A 21,752-nucleotide genomic window follows, 5' to 3' on the forward strand; every position below is an offset into this window, starting at 1 on the left:
TCAGGCTTCCTCTTTCACTGTGCAGGCTTGCAAGCCTTTCCCCAGTTCATCCCAGCCGTCGAAACCACGGCCCGCGATCAGCACCAGCCGTGTGGCAGCGGTTTCAGCCTCCTCCGCGGAGGGCATCAATTGACTGCGGGTACCGACATGCTGCAACCAGTGCGCCTTGCGTATGCCCTCCAGTACCACCAGCCCCTTGACCCGGAAGATCTCGCTGGGCAGTGCCCGCAACCAACTCCGCAGACGTTCGATATCCAGTGCCGCCGTGCTTTGCCATAACCAACTGCTGAACATCTCGCTGTGATCATCCGTCGAGACCGGCGTCAGCGGTTTCAACGCCCGTGATGACAGGTCCGGTTGCGAATCCAGCCACAGCGCATCGGGCAACTGCGCGTGCACACTGGCATGCACCCGGGTCCTGGCCCCCAGGGTGCCGTGCAGCGCCTGCAATTGCTGTTCATCGACCAGGTCGGTCTTGTTCAGCAGCAGCAAGTCGGCTGCGGCGATCTGGGCCCTGGCCAGCCGCGCGTACTCACCCTCCAGTTGCAGGTGACGGGTGGCGTCGACCACGGTGATCACCATGTCCAGTTGCATCTGGCTGCGCAGTTGCGGGTAGGCCAGGGTTTGCACGATGCGCTGCGGATCGGACACGCCACTGCACTCGATGACGATGCGTTCAAGCCTGGGCTGCATGTGCGCCAGGCTCGTCAGTTGCGCCAGCAGGTCTTCCTGTACGGTGCAGCAGATGCAGCCGTTCTGCAGGCTGACCACCGTGTCGGTGACTTCGGAAACGATGGCGGCATCGATGTTCAGTTCCCCGAAATCATTGACGATTGCCGCCAGCCGGACGCCTTGCGCCCGGAGCACCATGCGATTGAGCAAGGTGGTTTTCCCCGCTCCCAGGAAGCCTGAAACGACGGTGACGGCGATTCGTGAGCTGTCCATTACGCCTTGCCCTCCAGTACCGGTGGTTCGCCTTGCCAGACGGCTTTGAGTCCCGCCGCCGCCAGGGTGGAGTGGCGGTCGTAGACCAACTGGCCCTGGACAAAGGTCAGCAGCACGTGGGTGCGATGGATGTAGTTGCGCGCGGGTTCGGCGAACAGGTCGCGGTCGATAACGATCAGGTCCGCCGATTTGCCGACCTCCAGGCTGCCGGTGCTGTGCTCCAGGCCCATGGCGATGGCGCCGTTGAGCGTGATCACGCTCAACGCCTGTTCAAGGCTGATCGGCTCACCGAAGCAGGTCGGATCGTCATTCCAGGGATTCTGCCGGGTGACCATGGTTTCCAGCGCCAGCCACGGATCAATCGAGGCCACCGGCCAGTCAGTCCCCATCACCGCGGTGCCGCCGGCTTCGAGTACGCCCTTGAAGTCGTAGATGCGTTTGAGTCGCTCCTGGCCGTAGCCGGAGCGGGCGCCGCTGGCGAAGGGGGTCGGGTACCAGGCCGCCGGCGAGAATTCGGCGATGACCTCCAGTGCCTTGAAGCGCGGCAGGTTGCCGGGGTGGAGCAGGGTGCTATGGGCGCACTGGTGACGCACACCACTGAAACCGTTGCGCCGGCGGGCCTCGGCCACGGCATCGAGGAACACATCGGAAGCGCCGTCGCCGGTGCAGTGGGCGATCACCCGGATCCCCTTGCTGTCCATGTCCACCACCATCTCGGTGATGTGTTCCGGGGTCAGGTTGAGCTTGCCGCGCCAGTTCGATTCTTGCCCCCAGGGCGTCAGCAGGTACGAGGATTTGGGCTCGACCGTGCCGTCGAAGTGGAACTTGACCGAGTTCGCACTCAGGCGTGCGCTGCGGTAGTAGTGCCGTTCACCGCTGAGCAATTCCCAGCGCCGACGTACCGGGAAAATATCGTCCTGCCAACTGATCGCCGCTTCGATGCGAACCGTCAATTCACCTCTGTCATCCAGCTCTTTCAAGGCTTGCAGGCGTTGCTCGCAGACGTGCACATATTTGCTCGCGGTCACGCCACGGGAGCTCTGGAAATGCACGCCATCGCGATAGGCGCGACGCAACACGCTGACCGGGGTCGGCGGCATGGCGGCGTGGATCATGGCGTAGGCGCCGTCGATCATCAGGCCGTTGGGTTCGCCGGTCAGTTCATCGCGCTCCAGGTAGCCGTTGCGCGGGTCGGCGGTATGACGATCGATGCCCGCCAGCTCCAGGGCCTTGGAGTTGACCATCATGGTGCCCCACATGCGGTCGAGCAGCGCCACGGGGCGGTCCGGCATCACGCTGTCGAGCCAGGCCCGGCCCGGGGTCAACCCGGCTTCGCGGAAGGTGTAGCGGACCCAGTATTGCCCGTAGATCCAGCCGTCGCCGGGGTGGGTGTCGGCATAGGCGAGAATGCTTTCGCGCAGTTGTTCGGGCGTCGGGTCTTCGATGCCGACATCCAGGTCGTCGCTGTAGCGCGGGGCCAACGCCAGGTCGGGGTGGGTGTGCATATCGTGCAGGCCCGGCATGCAGAACGCGCCTTGCAGGTCATGCACCACGGTGTTCGGGCCCTTGAAGGCCTGGAGCTCGTCGAGGCTGGCGACTCCGATCAACTTGCCGTCGCGAATCGCCACGGCCTCGGCCCAGGGGTTCGTCGGATCCTGGGTATAGATGCGGCCATTACCGAGGATCAGATCAGCGTAGGTCCCTTGCGCGGAATGGGTAGAGGTGAAGTTGTCGGACTCGGCCATGTAAGCCACCTTTGAGTTCAGGGAGATAGAAAGGTCTACCGGGCGTGCGGCACCCCGGGAATTTGAAATTTTTATTGTGTGGGCGGTGCGATGCCGCGCCGTTCAAGTCGCCAGAAAAGCCGCGGCGTCCAGTTCGATCATCAGCGGTTCGTGAGGGTCATCCCGTTGGCCAAGCAGCTCGCGCAAACTGTCCAGATTGCGCACCAGGTGATGGGCAACATGGCAACTGCGGGCCAGGGCGGCGAAGTCCGGGGTGAGAATGTCGACACCCACCAACGGCACCGTTCGCGCCTCCATGTAGTCGCGAATTTCGGCATAACTGTGGTTGTTCCAGAGCAGCAGGATGATGCCTGCGCCAGCCTCCCTGGCGGCGATCAGTTCGGCGCTGGAGAACTGCAGGCCGCCATCCCCGACCAGGGCCACCACCGGACGCAACGGTTGTGCGAGCTTGGCGCCGATGGCGGCCGGCAATGCGTAGCCGAGGGTGCCGTAGCCGCTGCCGGCGTTGAACCAGCTGTTGGGCGTGGGGGCCCGATAACCCAGGGCGCCCTGATACACCGGTTGGGTCGAGTCACCGACGATCAGCGGCTGTGGCAAGGCATCACGCACGGTGTCGAGCACCTGCTGCAAGCGACACTGTTTCTGGTTCCAGCCGTTACGCTCGAGCGCATTGACCCGCGCCACCCGTTCACTCGCCCAGGTCTGATCGGCCTGGCGTTGTGGCAGGTGCGAGAGCAGGGCACGGAGGCCTTGCTCGGCGTCCCCCAGCAGGCCAACCTCAGCCGGTTGTACCCCGAGTATCTGCAGCGGATCGATGTCCAGGCGAATCAGCGGTGCCTTGAACGCCAAAGGCCCCAAGCCGAAAAAGTCATAATCGGTTTCTCCCAGTTCGGTGCCGACGGCCAGTACCACATCGGCCTCGGCGATCAGCTCGCGACCGTGGCCGGAGGACTGCACGCCATCGAGCAGCAAGGGATGTTCGGGCGCCAGCAAACCTCGGGCATTGGTGGTCAGTGCCACCGGTGCCTGCAAATGTTCGGCGAGCAAGGTCAGGGCCTGGCTGGCTCGCCGGGCGCCGCCACCGGCCAGGATCAGTGGGCGGCGGGCCTTGTCGAGCAAGGCCACGGCGGCTTCTATGGCCACGTTGGCCGGAGCAGCGGCGGCGGGCAAGGCGCGCGGACGCAAGTCGAGACCGGTAGCGGGCATTTCCAGCACATCCAGGGGAATCTCGATATGCACGGGCCGCGGCCGGCTACAACCAAACAGGCCAAAGGCCCGCGCCAGCACTTCCGGCAATTGGCCCGGGTGCTGCAACGTATGGCTGAACCCACAGACCCCCGCGACCAGCGCGCGTTGGTCGGGCAGCTCATGCAGGTGACCATGGCCCAGGCGCAGATGTTCACGGCGGTTGCAGGTGGAGATGACCAGCATCGGCACCGAGTCCGCATAGGCCTGGGCCATGGCGGTGAGGATATTGGTCATCCCTGGGCCGGTGATGATGAAGCAGACCCCGGGCTTGCCGCTGGCGCGGGCATAACCGTCGGCCATGAATCCGGCACCCTGTTCATGGCGTGGGCTGACGTGCTTCAGGCGGCTGCCGTGCAAGCCCCGATACAGCTCGACGGTGTGGACGCCGGGAATGCCGAAGACGGTTTCAACCCCATAGCCTTCAAGCAACTGAACGAGCGCCTGGGCACAACTGGTCATGCAGCACCTCTTTGATAATGGAGCCAGCCTTGGTGAGCCAGGCAAACGGAATCTGTTCACCGGCCCATCCTGCCGGACGACTTGTTTACCTAGTATTGGTGAATCAACCGATACAACAATCGAATTTTTTTGGCCTGACTGTTCGATTTAAGTCACCATAGGCGTCACTTCGGACTGCAGTGGAATGATTTATGCGCTTTCCCTCGATGACAGCTCTTCGTGCCCTGGACGCGGTGGCCCGCCTGGGCAGCGTGTCGGTCGCGGCCAGGGAACTGAACCTGACCCGCAGCGCCATCAGCCACCAGATCAGCAAGCTGGAGGAGTGCGTGGGCTTCGCGCTGACGGAGCGGATTGGCCGGGGCATCGGCCTGACCTACCAGGGCGAACGTTATGCCCGTGAAGTGCACGGGATTCTGTTGAACCTGCTGGATGCCGGTCAGTTGGTCGACGACCAGGAGATCTCCGGGCGTTTGTGTGTCAGCTGCGCGCCGGGGTTCGCCACCTACTGGCTGTGTCACCACATCGGGGCGTTCCTGCGCCAATACCCGCAGGTGCAATTGCAGCTGATTTCCCCCCGCACACCGGATGACATCAGCAATCCCGGCGCCGATCTGTTCATTGCCTATGGCATTGGCGACTGGCCGGAAATGGTGGTCGAGGAAATCGTTGCGTTGCGCTTTTTCCCGGTCTGCAGCCCGCGCCTGATCAACGCCCTGAGCGGCCTGAAACACCCGCAGGAACTCAGCGCTTACCCGTTGCTGCACATGACCGACTATTCGGATTGGCGTGTCTGGCTGACGGCCGCCGGTGCCTCGGGCGTCAACGCCCTGAGCGGCATCCTGTTCTCCGATGCGCACTGTGCGCAGTCCGCCTGCATCGCCGGCCAGGGCATCGCGATTGGCGATAACCTGATCAGCGGCGATGCCTTGTCCAAGGGTTTGCTGGTGCGTCCGTTCGATATCACCATCGACCTGCACCGTGGTTATTACCTGGCCGCCGACCCGCAAAAGGCCGAGCGCCTGGTGGTCCAGGCCTTCAGCAACTGGGTCAAGACCCAGCTTCAGTCATCCCACCAGGCCTGGCAGGACACGCTCTAGAAGGGCAGGGCGCGGGACGGGGAGGATGATGGAAAACCCCAGGGAACTGTTCAATAAAAGTAACCAATGCGGGCAAAATAATTCTATTGATGTAGCGAAACTTTTAACAATAATAAGCCCAAGGCCCATGTCGGATTCACATCCGTCCTCGTACGCATATGGGCTAATAAAAAGAGGAACTCCATAGTGTCCAGCCGTTCAGCGGTTCAGCTCAGCGCACAAGGTATCAGCCAGTATTACGGTCGTTTCGCTGCGTTGGATAACGTCGATCTTGATGTTCGCCAAGGCGAATTCCTCACCCTCCTGGGTCCCTCCGGCTCCGGCAAGACCACCTTGCTGATGATCCTCGCCGGTTTTCTCAGCCCGACTTCGGGCAAGCTGATGGAACAAGGCGTCGACATCATCAAGCGCTCTGCCGAGAAGCGAAACTACGGCATGGTGTTCCAGGGCTATGCGCTGTTCCCGCACATGAGTGTCGCGGACAACGTGGCCTATCCGTTGCGTATCCGCAAAGTCGCCGCCGAGGAGCGCCAGCGCCGGGTCAAGCATATTCTTGAAGTGGTCGGCCTCGGCGCGCACATGCACAAGAAGCCGTCCGAGTTGTCCGGTGGTCAGCAACAGCGGGTGGCGATTGCCCGGGCGCTGGTCTTCGAGCCGGAACTGCTGTTGCTTGATGAGCCGCTGTCGGCCCTCGACAAGAACCTGCGCGAACAGCTGCAAACCGAGTTGCAGCGCATCCATCGCCAGGTCGGTACCAGTTTCGTCTTCGTCACCCACGACCAGAACGAAGCCTTGGCCCTGTCATCGCGTATCGCGATTTTCAACCATGGTCGCCTGACCCAGGTCGATACCCCGGAAAACATCTACAACCACCCCGAGAGCCGCTTCGTCGCCGAGTTCCTCGGCAAGATGAACCTGTTCCCGCTGGCCGACATGAGCCGCAACGGCCTGACCGCCAGCGGCCGCTGCGGCAATAGCGTGTTGCACGCCCAGGCCCCGTCGGCGTTGAGCAAGGACCCCATCGTCCTGGCCGTGCGTCCGGAGCACATGGAGTTGCACAGCGAATGCCCGACCCGGGAAGGCTACAACGTGATGCCTGCGCAACTCACCGACAAGGTCTACCAGGGCTCCAGCACCCACCTGGCGCTCAAGGTCGGCGGCGACACCTTGCCGATCAACCTGTCCGTACCCGGTAACCACCCTGGCGCACTGATGCCCAGCGGGGCGCCGGTCTGGTTGAGCTGGCCGGTGCAGCAAAGCTTTCTGCTACAGGCCTGACCCCGCAAGACAACGCGTCACAAAGCTCTCTCCCAATGACAACAAAAACAGGCCGGTGTCCGCCGCGACATCCGCCGATAGAGGACTTGCCCATGAGCCAGGATCATCAACGCGACTGTATTGAAGTGCTTATCGAAAAAGCCCGTGGCGGCCAGATCAACCGTCGCACCTTCGTCCAGGCCATGGGCCTGCTGGCGGCGGTGCCGCTGGCACTGCGCAGCGGTATCAGCTGGTCGGCCGGCAAGCCGCTGGTGGTGGTCAACTGGGGCGGCGATGCGCTGAACGCCTTCCGCTCGGCCTGGACCGATACCTTTACCAAGAACACCGGCATTCAAGTGCGTATCGACGGCGCCGGCCCGACCGAGGGAGCCATTCGTTCGCAACTGGCCAGCGGCCAACCGAGCTGGGACGTGGTCGATGTCGAGAGCTACAGCGCCATTGTCCTGGGCCGCGAAAAGATCCTGCAACCGCTGGATTACAAGGTGATCCAGCGCGACCAGGTGGCCCCGGCACTGTCTTCCGATTTCGGCATTGCCAGCTACCAGTTCAGTTATGTGATGGCCTGGGACAGCGCAAAATTCGGCGATAACGGGCCGAAGACCTGGGCCGATTTCTGGGACGTCAAGAAATTCCCCGGCAAGCGCACGCTGTACAAATGGATGAACGGCATGCTCGAAGCGGCGTTGCTGGCGGATGGCGTACCGGCTGATCAACTCTACCCATTGGACGTCGCCCGGGCGCTGGCCAAGATCGACGAGATCAAACCCCATGTGCTGTCGTTCTGGAGTTCGGGCGCCGAGAGCCAGCAACTGATGGTCGATGGCGAAGTCTCGGTGGGGGCGATCTGGCATACCCGCGCCAAGCTGCTGGCCGAGGACACCGATAACCGCGTGCGCTGGAGCTTCGATAACGGCTTTATCAACTCCAGCAGTTGGGCGGTCTTGCAGGGCAACCCGGGCGGCACGCAACCGGCCATGCAATTCATCCAGCACGCGTTGCAGCCTGAAGGCCAGCTCAAGCTCTTTGAATTGCTGGGTAACGGGCCGTCGAACAGCGCTACCGAAAAACTGATGTCGGCCCAGCAACTGGAAGCCAACTGTGGTTCCGTGGCGAACCTGAAAAAACAGATCGCCCTCAACGCCCAGTGGTATGCCGACCACTACTCGAAAGCCTTGGAAGAGTACCTGACGCGGTTGTCCAAGTGAGCCATCGACCATGACGACGACCCTCACCTCAACCCTGAGCAAGCCAAAGGCCCGGTTCAGTTCGCCGGGCCTGGAGCGCGGCTTGCTGCTGTTTCCGCTGCCGGTGTTGCTGCTGATTTTCTACGTGCTGCCGTTTCTCGGCGTAGTCGGTTGGAGCTTCTCCCTGCCGACGCCGGGTATCGAGCAGTATCAGCGCATTGCCACTGACCCGGCGATCCACGACATGCTCTGGCGCACCTTGCGCCTGTGCCTGACCGTCAGTTGCCTGGCCTTGTTGATCGGCTACCTGCTGGCGTATTGCTGGGTGTTCAGCCCGCCGTTCTGGCAGCGGGTGGTGGAGATCTGCATCTTCATCCCGTTCTGGATTTCCGTGCTGGTCCGGGCCTTCGGCTGGTTGATCGCCCTGCGCAGCAACGGTGTGCTCAATGAAAGCCTGTTGGCCCTGGGCCTGATCGATCACCCGTTGCAGTTGAGCCGCAATGAAATCGGCGTGGTGATCGGCATGCTCCACGTGATGATTCCGTACGCGGTGTTCCCGTTGCTGTCGAGCATGCGCCAGCTGGACGCGCGCATCCTCATGGCTTCGCGGGGCCTGGGGGCGGGTGCCTTGCGCACCTTCTGGCAAGTGCTGCTGCCGCAGACCCTGCCGGGCATGCTGGGTGCCTTCATCATGGTCTTCGTGTTCTGCCTGGGGTTCTTCATCACCCCGGTGCTGCTGGGTGGCGGGCAAACGGTGATGATCGCCGAGTACGTGTTCCTGCAGATGTTCCAGACCAGCAACTGGGGCCTGGGCGCGGCCCTCAGCGTGGTGCTGCTGATCCTGGTCAGCGCGTTGATCTGGGTGCTGCTGAAAATGACCCGTGTGAACCGACTGGTAGGCTGAGATCACTATGAATACCCATCGCACAAGCCTGAGTACCCGGTTGCTGGCCGTGGTCGCCATGGCCTTCATGTTGTTCCCGCTGCTGACGGTGATTCCCGTCTCCTTCACCAGCAAACGCTTCCTGTCGATGCCGGAGGGCAACTGGTCCCTGCGGCACTATGAAGCCCTGGTCAGCAATCCGGACTGGTTCAATGCCATCAGCCAGAGCCTGATCATCGCCTTGGCCACCAGCGTGATCGCCACGTTGCTGGCGGCCAGTTTCAGCCTCGGCATCTGGTATATGCGTTCACGCCTGGCCACGGCGTTGATGGGCCTGGTGCTGTTGCCGATGGCCATTCCACCGGTGATTTCAGCCCTGGTGTTGTACTTCATGGAAACCAAGCTCGGTCGCTACGCACCGGGTATCGGCTACGACACCCTGACCGGTGTGGTGATTGCCCATGTGATCATGGTGGTGCCCTACGGGGTGGTGACCATGCTGGTTGCCCTCAGCCAGATTGATCGGCGCATCGAACTGGCGTCGCGCAACCTCGGTGCCAGCCTGATGCAGACCACCTTCATGGTGATCCTGCCGAACCTGAAACTGGGGTTGGCTTCCACCGCGCTGCTGGGCTTTGCCTTGTCGTGGGAGGAGGTGGCGGTGACGCTGTTTATCACCAGCGTCAATGTCGACACGCTGCCGAAAAGGATCTGGAGCGGCTTGCGCGATAACGTCGACCCGAGTGTCGCGGCCATTTCGGTCCTGCTGATTACCCTGACACTGCTGGTGTTGATTGGCCGGCTGGTGGTTCAGCACCTGGCTGACAAGCGTCAGCGCGCGCGGCTGGCAATTTCCGCTCATAACGCGTAAAACGCCCCTCCAAGCCCTCGTCCAGAGGGCTTTGTCATCTGTATCCCCGCACTCCAATTCAAAGAATCCAAGCATGAACCTACGCCATATCGCAGTGGGGCTGTCCGCCCTTGTGTTGTTTTCTGCCGACGCCGCACAAGCGCGCAACCTGCTGGACCTTATCGATCCACCCAGCCAGCACGAGAGACAAGGGCACCGCTCAGGCTCCATCAGCCAGGGCGCGGCGATTGACCTGTATTCGAACCAACAGCAGCAGGCTTCATTCGACAGCTGTGCCGACCTGTTCCCGGGCGCCAGGCCGATCAGCACCGCCAGTGTGCCGGCGACGATGAAACCCATGGCCCTGTGTTCCGACAGCTTTGCGGTGCTGTACTCGCAAACCAGCAAGACCCCGCTCGTGGTGGTGGAGCGCCTGAGCGCGGCCCAGCTACAGAATGCGAAAGGGGAGGAGCGTACCAATCAGTTCTACCCGGATCCGCGCATTCCCAAAGGTGCGCGAGCCGAACTGAGCGACTACCGGGCCCAACATCCGGCCGTGGATCGTGGCCACCAGGCGCCGGCGGCCGATGCGCCGAATCCGAATGCCATGGCGCAGTCCTTTGCGCTGTCGAACATGGTCCCGCAGGACCCGACCAATAACCGCAAGATCTGGAGCAAGGTCGAGGCCGATGTCAGAAAGTTCGCGGCGCGGGCCGAGGGCAATGTGTTTGTCTTTACCGGTCCGATCTTCGACGAGGGCCATGGGACCATTGGTGATGACCAGGTCTGGGTGCCCACGCGCCTGTTCAAGCTGGTCTATGACGTGTCGTCCAGGCGAGCCTGGGCCTATGTGCTACCAAATGCGGAAACCCGCATCGAGAAGCCGATGGACTATGAGACGTTCGTGAAAACCACCGGGCTCAAGCTGCTGGACAATCTGCCGGTTTCGGGCTCGGTGGTTCGTTCTTGAGGGGCGGGCGTCTGTTTTTCGGAGTGCTTTGAAGCCGGGGTTAGCCGACTTTCATCAACGGTTTGGCCCTCGCCAACGCCGTTGCCGCACGGGTCAAAAGGGCTTCGGTATCGTCCCATCCCAGGCATGAGTCAGTCACTGAAACTCCGTAACGCATGGATTCACCTAGTGTTTGTGAGCCCTCGTAAAGATGGCTCTCCAGCATCATACCCTTGAGCGCATATTCACCCTCAAGGCGTTGCTCCAGGACGTTGGTAAAAACTTCGGGCTGGCGACTGTGGCTTTTATTGCTGTTGGCGTGGCTGCAGTCGACCAAAATTCGCGAGGGAAGGGAGGCTTTGTTCATGGCCGACTTGGCGTCGGCGATACTCAGTCGATCAAAGTTGGGACCTGAAGCACCGCCTCTCAGAACCAGATGGGTGTCAGGATTGCCATCCGTTCGAAGTACGGCCGAGTGCCCGTTGCCGTTCACGCCAAAATGGGTATGTGGGTGGGCTGAAGCCCGCATGGCGTCACAGGCGATTGAGATGCTGCCATCAGTGCTGTTTTTGAATCCAACCGGCAAGTCCAGCCCACTTACCAGTTCGCGATGGATTTGCGATTCGGTGGTGCGTGCTCCGATCGCAGCCCAGCTCAGCAAATCATCAAAGTAACCCGCTGCGATGGGTTGCAGGAGTTCGTTGGCAATCGGCAAGCCCCTGGCCACGATCTCACGCAGCAGGCTCCTTGAAACGTCCAGGCCGGTATGCACATCGTTGCTACCGTTGAGCCAAGGGTCATAGGCCAAGCCTTTCCAGCCAACCGTAGTACGTGGTTTTTCCACATAGGTTCGCATGACCAAACATATTTCATCGCTAACGGACTGAGCCAATACCGAAAGCTTTTCAGCAAACTCAAGTGCGGAATCGGCATGGTGAAGTGAGCAGGGGCCGACGATCACCAGCAACCTCTGGTCTTCGCCATTCAAGATGGCTCGTATCGCTTTTCGGTTTTCCTGAACCTGACGCATGACAGCAGCGCTGAGCGGAAGTTTTTGCTTAAGTGTCAGCGAACTGGGAAGTTGCCCTTGGAGAGATGGCTGTACAGATAGGGATACGGGTGAAACGACGGAATGAGAGTTCATATCGGTTGCCTGATCCTGAGCGAAGTGGTGCCGCCCAGGTTTTTCCAGGACGGCTGTCGGATAATGTCGAGAGTGGGGAGTGTTTCAATACGCGGTGAGTAAGACTTACAGGTTTAGTCCGTTAAGGTTGCTTTATAACCCCCGGAATATTCATGGCTGCAGTTCCAGTGCGGCTGTGGACCGGCGATGAAGGGAAGGGCGCTGTTTTTTTTCCAGAAGACCGTGTATCTGCAAGTCAGCAATGTATTTACGAATAAGAGATTCCGAAAGATGAGGGATTTCGAATGTTTCATTATCGGAGCCCACGGCTTTGACGGCTTCTTGAAAACGCGTGGACACAATATTTGAGCCACTGACGATCTCGGCGGGCTGGCTGACACCATGAATCAGCGTGAGTGAGGAGTGTTGTTTCAGCCGTTCAGGTAGACCTCTCAACGCTGTTTCAAATCGGCTGAACCAATCCGAATAGTTATCAATTTTCTTTATTTTGATACCTTGCTCAATCATCCAGTCGATAAAACTATCCAGTGAAATACCGTCGTCATGCGGATTCACCAGATTAAAGGATCTATAGTCTGCAAAAGACTGTCGAACCCCGATTTTCAGAATCGCCGAGGCGGTGAAGTCGACAGGCAAACCATCGTAATGGGGTTGCCCACCCTCCTGGCCTGGCGGCTGATAAAAAGACAAGGGAGCAATGCCCGTAAGTCCGATACTCAGCAGCAGGCGAGTGAACATATCGGGGATATTGAGCTGTCCGGGGTATTGGCTATGCGCCAGAATCATGCTTGAGCGGAACGTGGTGACGGGTAATCCGTAGCGCGTATGAGCTTCTCTGAGCATGACCTCGCTCGCCCATTTACTCAGGCCGTAGCCAGCCGCATAAGTGTCTTCCACCTCAAGCGAGGCGGCTGATACACGGATGTCAGAGTCCTCGTCCAGGGTAGCGGGATCACTCAACAAGGAGGCGACTGCGATGCTGGATAGAAACACCACCGGTTTCAGATGGTGGGTGAGCGCCAGGCTGATGATTTCCCCTGTGCCGGTGACATTGGCGTCGAACAAGCTGCTATAGGGAAGAACGTGGTTCACCAATGCCCCGGCATGGACGATAAGATCGACTTCCCGACCCAACCGCTCCCAGGCTTCCTGGTCCAGGCCTAGCGCAGGTTCTCCGATGTCTCCGGCCAAAACTTCCAGATGGAGTGTGGAGAGCGACTGTACCTTTCGGAAAATCGGCGAGCTCAGGCTACCAAACGACTCATGCAGTCGTTTGGCCGCAGCAGTCGTATCCTTTCCTCGTACGATGCAGATGAGCTTGCCATCCGTTTCGCCGAACGCTTCCAGCAACTGAAGGGCCAGGAACTTGCCCAGGTATCCGGTCGATCCCGTCAACAAGATCGTCTTGGGCGATCTTACAGAGGCTTGCAGTCCATGGGCATTTTGCAGGACATCCGAGCTGATGAATTTTTCCAGTGACAGATCTTTCGCGTGGAAGGTCTTCGTCTCGGCGCCGTGAATGGAGGCCGCCGATGGGCGCACGAGGCCCGATTGCAGCGTACGTTCAATATAGTCCGCGACGTGCTGAAGGTCGTAGGCCGGACTGATCAACAGATCGACCGGAACGCTGATCCCGTAAGCTTGGGAAAGAATCGAGGAGAGACTGACCGCCGATAGCGAGTCTCCCCCCATATCTCTGAATTGAGCCTGGGGATTTATTTCCTCAGCGGAGGCGCCGACCAGGCTGCGCACAGCTTGCTTGAGTGTTTCAATCACGGGCTGTTGGTTTACCCGATCATGGAGATCATGGAGTTTATCCCGCTCATTGGCCATGAGTTGATCATTCAATTCTTCAAGCGGCTGTGCGTACTTTTCTCGTAACCGCGGCCACAACGGTTTTCCATGGTCAGAGAGCAGGCCATTGGCTTGAGTAAAGGGCTCGCTGTCGATCAGGAAGTCCCTGGGAATCTCATAGCTGCGCAGCTGTGATTCTTTTGCCAGGCCTCGTATGGCTTCGCCGAGAAACGATTTGATCTGTTCGGGTTTGCCTTCGAAGCGTTTTATAAGGCGATCTGAGGGAACGACGACGGCGAGGAGGTGCGACCACTCGCTACGTCCATGTACGAAAATATTCTGGATATCCGCTATTGCTGAGAACAGGGTCTCCAATTGAGCGGTTGCAACGAATTCCCCTTGGGAAAGCTTTATGACGTTCTTGCGACGGTCTACATAAACCAGTCGTTTGTGGCCCGTTTCCGCCACGATGTCCCCGGTTTTGTAGTATCCGTGTTCATCGAATAGCTCAGCGGCCAGCTCGGGTCGTTTGTAATAGCCCGGGATAATCGATTGAGTTTTCAGAAGCAGCTCGCCACGGGGGAAGGGCGAGTCGGTTCTGTAATAACCCAGTTCCGGGACATCAATGATCTTATAGTCTTCGACCGGCGGGGAGAGCAGTTCGTTGTCGATCCAGATGGCTCCCGCTTCTGTCGAACCGTAGACATTGTGCAGCGGAATATTCAGCAAGGCCTCGGTGAAGACCTTCAGCTCATTGGACAACGGTGCAGAGCTGCAACTTGCCCAACTGACCTGGCCGCCTAGGTCGTGAGTACGCATCGTCTCGAGAATCGCCAAGGCCACAGCATCACCCTGGACGGCTTTGTTTCTAACGAGTGCGCCCTGGTATTTTTGATAGATCATCTCGCATATCCGCGGCACCAGGGATAATTCCGTGGGGCGAACCAACGAGATGTCTTCGAGCAGGGTTGAAAGGTTGCTCATGGCGGTGAAGTAACAGGTTCCACCTCTGGCAAGCGTGCTTTTAAGCGACGAGTGACCGGCCACATGGCTCATCGGCATGTAGTGGAAGGTGATAGCTCGCTCTTCGGAAAAAATCGTCGACCAAGAGCCGCCCCACATGCCAGATGCCAGTTTCTGAGTGTACATGGCACCTTTGGGGGCGCCGGTACTGCCAGAAGTGTAAATCAGCATGGACAGTTCATCGTCGGCAGACGCGCTCTCATACAAGGGGACTTCGGGCAATGAAGCGCCTACTTGCAAAAGATGTTTCAAATCCTCGATCAAGACCGCACTTGAGTGAGCGGCCAGGGCCGTCAGTGCATGCTCACGCTTCGCGGCGTGCTCGGAGACTTCGGGTATATAGTCCAGCAGCAAGATCCGTTGAATAGAGGGGGTCTTCAGAGATGCCTTGAGCGCAATGTCGAGATAATCAACGCTCACCGCCAATATCAACGGCTGGGTCTCTTGAAGAATCGAGTCTATCTGGGCAGCCGACGATCCTGTTTGAAGCGGGACGGCGATGACCCCCAGGCGAATACAGGCAAGGTCCAGCAGCGCATAGTCGCCACTGGTAAAGGCCAGAAATGCAACGGTACTACCTGCCTCTAAAGGCGCAGCCGTATGATGGTGCAGTGCTGACGCCAGGTGCCCCGTTCGGGCCCAAAGCTCCTGATAAGTAATCGTGCTGTACTGAGGTAGCCATTGGACCGAGACTGTCTTGCCGGATTCATCAGTCCGAAGTTTTCGGTCACGCTCCCCGATAGCCGGACGATCAGCATACTTGCTCATTGTATCAGCGACGATTTTTGCCAAGCCCATAATACGTTCCTTGATTAAAATTGGCAGGTAGTACTTTGATAATTGAATAATCCGGCCCTGGAGTTATTCGGGAAGTGTCTTCGGCAACCAGTAGACCGCGAGAAGTCCTACGGCCAATGTCAGCAGGCCTGCCACCGCCACCGCCAGGTGCATTCCAGACAAGAAGGCTTGTTGAGCCTGAGCGATCGTTTCCGCGGCAAGACCCGACTGATCGAGTGTTTCGTTCAGCGTGCCGGCCACATCGGGGCCCGACAGGCGGAACCACAAGGCCGCGAGCGAGCCGAGGATGGAAATACCCAGGGCATTGCCGATTTCGTTACTGGTCTCTGCAATAGAGGCCGCTGCACCCGCTCGTTCAGGGGGGACTGCGGAGACGGCGATTTCCGCGACCAGGCTGAAGGACAGGCCATAGCCAACTCCGGCGACGATGGTCGATGCAACGAAATATCCCGCACCTTGACTGGTGGTTGTCATGAACAGCAACAGCATCCCGGCGCTGATCAGGAAGTGTGTAGCGACCAGTGCCCACTTTCTTCCGATGCGCTCGACAATTTTGCTCGTCCAGATGCAGGTTGCCGTGAGGACGAGAGCCCCAGGTATCATTAACAAGGCGGTGGTGAAAACGTCAAAACCCAGTACTGACTGAATGTAGACCCCGGCGAGGTACCCGGCGGCCGACCAAACCACCAGCGACAACAGGCCTGTCAGAATCGCAATGGTAAAAATTCGGTCTTTGAAGAGGCTGACATCCAGCAGGGGATGTTTGAGGTGACGCTGTCTATTGACGAACCAAAAGAGCCCAATGATCCCAACCGCACCGATTGCCATTTGACTCGGGGAAATACCATAAGCCGCGGCGGTTTTCAGTGAGTAAGTGAAAAGCAGGATGCCGATAAATGACAGTCCCAGACTCAGTCCGTCGATTTTTCCGCTGGTCGGAGCATGCACTTCACGCAACAAATGTGGCGCGAACAGCATGAAAATGACGACCACTGGCACGTTGATAAGAAAGACGGATCCCCACGTGTAGTTATTGAGCAGAACACCGCCGATTAGTGGTCCGACCGCAAACCCACCGGCAAAAGTGGCTGCAAATATGCCAATGGCTTGTGCCCGTTGCTTGGGATCGGGGAAGAGATTGCTGACGATGGCCAGCCCTGAAGGCAGCAGTGTTGCCCCACCCAATCCCATGAGCGCCCTGAACGCGATCAGACTTTCGGGTGTTGTCGAGAAGGCAGCACCAATGGAGGCTCCACCGAAAATCATGGCCCCCACCATGACAAGTTTCAATCTTCCGTAACGATCGCCAATATTGCCGAACGCCACGAGCAGGGAGCCCACGACGAACCCATAGATATCCAGAATCCATAGCGCCTGGTCGGCACTGGGCACCAGGGAGGAAGTGATTCTTGGCATGGCCAGATACAGCACTGAACCGTCCATGGCGACGAGTGCAACCAGTCCCAGAACAGTCAGTAATCCTAACCATGCTTGCCTGTTCGCAGGCTGAGCGATAGTAGCTTGGTGCATAATGAAATGACCTTTAGTTGTGTGCTTGAAAAGAGAAGTTAAATGCTGCGGGTGTTTGTTATTTCAGCAGGTTGCCAATCACCGTGCCGAGTAGTTGTGCTCCGTTTTGGGTGAGTATGGATTCAGGGTGGAATTGAAACGATGCAAATAAAGGCCCGCGCAGTGCATGCACTTCGCCGGAGTGGGGATCGCGACTGACTTCCAGGGTCACGCCGTCGTATCGTAATGTCGAGTCATTCATCATGGCGGCAAAGGTGTTGTAAAATCCCACCCGTTCAGGTTGCCCAAACAGGTCGATTTCTTTTTGAGTCCCCTGGTTGGGCATGTCCTTGCGTTGTACCTGCAGGCCCAACTGAGTGCAGAGTATTTGATGACTCAAGCAAACGGCCAAAAAAGGGCGTTTTTGTTTGATCAGCGTTTTGACCGCATTGTGCAAACTATAAACTCGAGCATCTTCTAGGTTGTTCGGGTCGCCTGGGCCCGGCCCTAATACGAAAATGTCATAGTTGTCGTAGGGTATTGGATGTTTTGCATTGGCCACATCCACAGAGAGGCTGAATGCACTCAATTGATGGCAGATCATTGTGGTGAAGGTATCTTCGGCATCCAGTACCAGGACCCTGAGACCCTTCAGTTCTTCTTGTGGCTGCCCTCGTTCTTCTGTCGGTGACTGCCAGAAATTTGAAATGTTGTCGTTACGACTTTGCAAGGCGACTTTGATACTTGGATGAGCGGCGAGATTTTTATAATCCTGCTCACTAAGGGCTCGGCCAGAGGTGGCGGTGCCTGTTTCAGGATCAAGGATGCCTAGCGCAGAAAGCAGGCCTGAGGCCTTGGCTCGTGTTTCAGCGGCCTCCGAGGCTGGGCATGAATTGCGTACGAGTGTGGAGCCGGTCGAAATCCGGATTGTGCCGTACTTGTTAATATCGGCTGTTCTAATCAATATCGAGGAGTCGAGACGGTGAGCACCGTATTCGTCACGCCCCAGAAGCGCGATAACACCGCTGTAATAGGCTCGGCCTTCAGGTTCATATTTTTTGATGACCCGACAGGCGTTTTCCAAAGGACTGCCGGTAATGGTGGGGGCAAACAGGGTTTCGCGTAAAATGTCCCACGGTTGGGATTGGGTTTCTCCTGTGATGAGGTATTCGGTATGGGCGAGGCGAGTCATTGTTTTCAGGTAGGGGCCTTGGAGGCTGCCGCCCTTGCCGCAAATTTTGCCCATCATCTTGAGCTCTTCATCCACCACCATGTACAGCTCTTCGGTCTCCTTGTGATCGCCCAGGAAACCGAGGATACCTTCCACGCTGGGGCCTGATGCCGGGTATCGATAGGTACCGCTGATGGGGTTCATGGTGACGATATTTTGCTCGAGGCTGACATGCCGCTCAGGCGTCGCTCCGACGAAGACTCTATCGCCTGTGTAGATGATAAAAATCCAATAGGCCCCGACTTCCTGTTGCAGAAGTCGACGGAAAAGCGTCAACGCCTTGTGATGATCAAAGTCATTGATGGACGCGAGGAATGAGCGCTTCAAAACAAAGTTTGAGCCTGCCCCCATCCCGATTTCGTCTTTGATGATCTGCAACGCGGTTTCGGTGTAAGTGGCATCATCAATGTCGTAATGCTCTCCACTCAGCTCGATTCCGCCGTCTGCAATCTGTGCCAGCAAATCGAGCTTCGACAACTGGGCGGCTGCCTCGATACACAGCGCGATCAGCGGTTCCTTGTCATCAACGCACTCAAATCCCCTTTCCGTAATCTGGCGATAAGGAATGATTGCGAGGACATCGTGATCACCGCCCTTCGACAGATGGGGCGAATAGCACTGAGCAAGGTCTGTCAGCGTTTCCAACTGCTTGACCTGGCCTGTCAGGATTTCTACTGCTTTGCTGTTGGTTGATTCAGGACGATAGATCAGCGCAAAAGGGGGCGGCGAGTTGCCCAGTATGGTTGTTAGCAACTCATCCTTGAGGCCAGGCACAACCAATGGTGTGCTCATACAAAGACTTCCTCGGTCGTGCACACCACCGCGCAATTCTTCGCCGCATAGTCCAGCGCCAGTTGGTGATGCTTTTCTGAAAAGTCGGCAACAGCATCAGCCACCAGGAACGTCTGAATATCGTTGGAAAATGCCTCGACTGCGGTAAACAGCACACCCACATGGGCGTACACCCCACAGATAACCAGTTGGTCACGACCCGCTTCACGCATGCGTTCGAGCAGGCCCGAGCGGAAGAACGCGCTATAACGCCATTTTGTGGAGAGCCAATCATTGGGCTCGGGGGCGAGCTCTTCGACTATTTTCCGATCGTCTGGATCAACCTTCATTCCTGGGCCCCAAAAGTCCTTCAGCAAGCCTCGCTGCTCGGGGTTCATACCGCCCGGTTGCGCGGAATAGGCAACTGGGATGCCCAATTTCCTGGCTCGCCCGCACAGCAATGAAATGTTCTGGATAAGACCGTTGCGATGCTGTCCCTCAAACGGCTGTACGAAATAGCGCTGCATGTCATGGATGAGCAGGACGGCGCGGTCGGGATCAACATCCCACTGAGCAATGTTCGGCGGAAGATCGAACGAGGTGGGCATTTGATACGGGGAAATGGATGGTATGCCGGTCATGAGTCTCTCCTTGATAACCAACAACTGGGTGTCCGATCGGCGCAGTTGCAGACCTTTCGGCGGTACGGTGCGCATGGCAGGCACTCCATGCGCTTGCGTCAAATAATTATGTCGTGCAGAGACAAAATGTGTCAACTGACAAAATTCAATGAAGGATAAAATTCACTTTAAGACTGTTTAAAGTCTTTTTATATCAATAAGTTAGTGAGTTTTTCCTCGGAGATCTGACTTTTTTGAGATTTTTGTAGGCTGGGAATGGGAGTTTTTGGCTTGGAATGGGAAGTGGAGGTCGCTCGATCTGATGGGCGACGGTGGTGGGAGAGGAGGCAAGAGGGGGGGGGCGGGGCAGGATCTCGAGGCTGTCACCATGGACTGAAGGAGGGGGTGTTGCACGGAATTTTAGATTCAGTTGGGTGTCGATTTGGGGCGATTCGGAGAGAAATCGGTCAAAATTACGAGCATCGTCTACGATTGATCTCTGATGTATTTACGTTTGCATGGTTGGATACCCTGTAACAGGGACTGTGGAAGGTTTTCATTGATGCTTCTTTTGTGGACCTCAGACGGTTTAAGTCGCCGCAGTTGCTGATAAACATTCATCTGGTGACATAATTCGTTTCGTGTCTTATGTCTATAGATGAATTTTTTCTCATTGAGAAAATAGTCCTTCTGTGTTAAAAACTTTTTGCGTCAGGCTGAGAGCCTGAAAGCCTGGCAGGGAGGCTGCAGCGAAAACAGGAATTAATTAGCAAGAGGTAGATCGTGAAGGAACCTGAGGAGCTCGGCCGTCGAGAGCGGAAGAAGCTAATGTTGCGTGAGGCTCTGATCGAGTCTGCGTACAATCTGTTCGAAGAAAAGGGATTTGACGAGACAAGGATTGAGGACATTACCGATAGGGTTGATGTGTCTTCGCGGACGTTTTTCCGTTATTTCTCCTCCAAAGAGGAGGTCGTTCTTGACTATCAAGAAGTCGAGCACGATGAAGTTATTGCTGCTTTGAAAGTCAGGCCTGAAGGCGAGTCCATTTTGACCTCTTTGCGGCACGCCGTTGTCGAAGTGGTCAATGGATGTGAGTTAGGTTCCTACGGCCTGGACTCCAATAGGTTTAGGGTCTTGAAACATCTTATTCGTGGTCATCCTCTGGTTTGCGCTGGAAATCTGGAACGAACGCAAATTCGTAAAGCGTCGCTGATTGCCGTGATCGCGAGCAAGATGGGTGTCGATCCTGAAGAAGATATCCGACCCGGTGTAGTGGCGGGTGTGCTTGAGTTTGCCAATAGTGCGGCGTACGACGTTTGGAAGGATCTCGAGGACTCTTCTGTGCTCTATTCTGATGTATTAGATGATGTTTTCGCGATGATTGAAGAGGGATTGAATTACAGTTGTCAGGCTGAGTAGGAAAAGCACTTTTGGCAGTGGTGCATGCACACCACTGCTTGTTTTTTATATTGAAATAAAGATTACTTGGATATGATCTTTTTCGCTGTACTAGCCTGTTAGCTGCCCTCGCTACTCACATGTGGGCGGTTTGGGTTTTCGCAATAAATAATCGACGGCCGAGGCCAAACGCAGACGCCAGATGTACGGCCGGATTGGCTGTTTCAGACTCAAGCATGAGTTCCGACGTTATTACATTGGCGCCGCAGTAGTTGAAGATACCATGGTCAATTTGGGTTTTCATCGCGGCCGCATAACCATGTCGGTTGTAGGTACCCGGATCTGCTCCACCCACCCCCAATAAGTGAATGGGCAGGTGACCCAGTTTCTTTATCAGCGGAGCGCCTGGGCGGAATTCGAATGCCCATCCATTCGAGAACACACGATCAATCCAGCCCTTGAGCAGGGCCGGCATCGACCACCAGTAAACCGGGTAGACGAGGACCAGTGCATCCGCGCGCTCAATGCGTTGCTGTTCAGCGCGGATATCAGGTGGCGGCAATGCTTCATTATGGTGAACCGCCAGGTCGCCAGCGGTGAATCGTGGATCGAATCCTTCACCGTATAGGTCCGCGATGTCATAGGTGCTGCTGTGATCCGCTGTCGAGATTCCATCCCCAATTCGAGCCGCTATCCCGTGGGTGAGGGAGTGATGGTCATGGTGAGCGACGACGATGAGTGCGTGCATTTGAATCTACCTCTCGGTGGTTGAGGTCCGCAGTAGTGAGCTATATACTTTTAGTAAGTTTGGTAACCTACTATTGGT

General features: G+C 57.5%; 16 protein-coding genes. 7 read left to right on the forward strand and 9 right to left on the reverse strand.

Annotation, left to right across the window (positions count from 1 at the left end):
* The 3 genes from CWE01_RS18215 to CWE01_RS18225 form a co-directional block, all read right to left on the reverse strand.
* Nucleotides 1–945, reverse strand: coding sequence for a GTP-binding protein (locus tag CWE01_RS18215; RefSeq protein WP_100941929.1), 945 nt, complete (start codon nucleotides 943–945; stop codon nucleotides 1–3).
* Complete coding sequence (locus tag CWE01_RS18220; RefSeq protein ID WP_100941930.1) at nucleotides 945–2,690, reverse strand: amidohydrolase; 1,746 nt, start codon at nucleotides 2,688–2,690, stop codon at nucleotides 945–947. The genes CWE01_RS18215 and CWE01_RS18220 overlap by 1 nt, the downstream gene beginning before the upstream one ends.
* A gap of 102 nt (nucleotides 2,691–2,792) precedes the next feature.
* Nucleotides 2,793–4,397, reverse strand: coding sequence for a 5-guanidino-2-oxopentanoate decarboxylase (locus CWE01_RS18225; protein WP_100941931.1), 1,605 nt, complete (start codon nucleotides 4,395–4,397; stop codon nucleotides 2,793–2,795).
* Between the two features lie 191 nt (nucleotides 4,398–4,588).
* On the opposite strand from CWE01_RS18225, the gene CWE01_RS18230 reads away from it, so the two are divergent.
* The 6 genes from CWE01_RS18230 to CWE01_RS18255 all read left to right on the forward strand — a co-directional run bounded on the left by CWE01_RS18230 (nucleotide 4,589) and on the right by CWE01_RS18255 (nucleotide 10,659).
* Complete coding sequence (locus CWE01_RS18230) at nucleotides 4,589–5,494, forward strand: LysR substrate-binding domain-containing protein (RefSeq protein ID WP_100941932.1); 906 nt, start codon at nucleotides 4,589–4,591, stop codon at nucleotides 5,492–5,494.
* A 186-nt stretch (nucleotides 5,495–5,680) separates the two neighbouring features.
* Entirely contained in the window at nucleotides 5,681–6,772 is a 1,092-nt protein-coding gene (locus CWE01_RS18235; RefSeq protein WP_100941933.1) for an ABC transporter ATP-binding protein, read from the forward strand.
* A 92-nt stretch (nucleotides 6,773–6,864) separates the two neighbouring features.
* Nucleotides 6,865–7,977, forward strand: a complete 1,113-nt coding sequence (locus tag CWE01_RS18240) for an ABC transporter substrate-binding protein (RefSeq protein ID WP_100941934.1) — start codon at nucleotides 6,865–6,867, stop codon at nucleotides 7,975–7,977.
* Between the two features lie 10 nt (nucleotides 7,978–7,987).
* Nucleotides 7,988–8,860, forward strand: a complete 873-nt coding sequence (locus tag CWE01_RS18245) for an ABC transporter permease (RefSeq protein ID WP_100941935.1) — start codon at nucleotides 7,988–7,990, stop codon at nucleotides 8,858–8,860.
* Nucleotides 8,861–8,867: 7 nt separating this feature from the next.
* Nucleotides 8,868–9,710 (forward strand): ABC transporter permease, encoded by an 843-nt coding sequence (locus CWE01_RS18250; protein ID WP_100941936.1) that lies wholly within the window; start codon nucleotides 8,868–8,870, stop codon nucleotides 9,708–9,710.
* 73 nt (nucleotides 9,711–9,783) lie between these two features.
* Nucleotides 9,784–10,659, forward strand: a complete 876-nt coding sequence (locus CWE01_RS18255) for a DNA/RNA non-specific endonuclease (RefSeq protein WP_100941937.1) — start codon at nucleotides 9,784–9,786, stop codon at nucleotides 10,657–10,659.
* A 40-nt stretch (nucleotides 10,660–10,699) separates the two neighbouring features.
* Here the strand turns inward: CWE01_RS18255 and CWE01_RS18260 are convergent, their stop codons facing one another.
* The 5 genes from CWE01_RS18260 to CWE01_RS18280 form a co-directional block, all read right to left on the reverse strand.
* Nucleotides 10,700–11,782, reverse strand: coding sequence for a 3-deoxy-7-phosphoheptulonate synthase (locus CWE01_RS18260; RefSeq protein ID WP_100941938.1), 1,083 nt, complete (start codon nucleotides 11,780–11,782; stop codon nucleotides 10,700–10,702).
* 150 nt (nucleotides 11,783–11,932) lie between these two features.
* Nucleotides 11,933–15,397 carry a carboxylic acid reductase gene (car, locus tag CWE01_RS18265; RefSeq protein WP_177410493.1) on the reverse strand — a complete coding sequence of 1,155 codons (3,465 nt, stop codon included), beginning with the start codon at nucleotides 15,395–15,397 and terminating at the stop codon, nucleotides 11,933–11,935.
* A 63-nt stretch (nucleotides 15,398–15,460) separates the two neighbouring features.
* On the reverse strand, nucleotides 15,461–16,927 hold the full coding sequence (locus tag CWE01_RS18270; RefSeq protein ID WP_100941939.1) for an MFS transporter: 1,467 nt from the start codon (nucleotides 16,925–16,927) through the stop codon (nucleotides 15,461–15,463).
* 58 nt (nucleotides 16,928–16,985) lie between these two features.
* Complete coding sequence (locus CWE01_RS18275; protein WP_100941940.1) at nucleotides 16,986–18,929, reverse strand: anthranilate synthase family protein; 1,944 nt, start codon at nucleotides 18,927–18,929, stop codon at nucleotides 16,986–16,988.
* On the reverse strand, nucleotides 18,926–19,549 hold the full coding sequence (locus CWE01_RS18280; RefSeq protein ID WP_100942008.1) for an isochorismatase family protein: 624 nt from the start codon (nucleotides 19,547–19,549) through the stop codon (nucleotides 18,926–18,928). The genes CWE01_RS18275 and CWE01_RS18280 overlap by 4 nt, the downstream gene beginning before the upstream one ends.
* A gap of 762 nt (nucleotides 19,550–20,311) precedes the next feature.
* On the opposite strand from CWE01_RS18280, the gene CWE01_RS18285 reads away from it, so the two are divergent.
* Nucleotides 20,312–20,947, forward strand: coding sequence for a TetR family transcriptional regulator (locus CWE01_RS18285; RefSeq protein ID WP_100941941.1), 636 nt, complete (start codon nucleotides 20,312–20,314; stop codon nucleotides 20,945–20,947).
* A gap of 115 nt (nucleotides 20,948–21,062) precedes the next feature.
* On the opposite strand, the gene CWE01_RS18290 is transcribed toward CWE01_RS18285, so the two are convergent.
* Nucleotides 21,063–21,674: an NAD(P)H-dependent oxidoreductase gene (locus tag CWE01_RS18290; RefSeq protein ID WP_100941942.1), complete on the reverse strand. Its 612-nt coding sequence runs from the start codon at nucleotides 21,672–21,674 to the stop codon at nucleotides 21,063–21,065.
* Nucleotides 21,675–21,752 lie beyond the last annotated feature (78 nt).

The sequence above is a fragment of the Pseudomonas sp. QS1027 genome (assembly GCF_002814235.1).
Taxonomy (GTDB): Bacteria; Pseudomonadota; Gammaproteobacteria; order Pseudomonadales; family Pseudomonadaceae; genus Aquipseudomonas.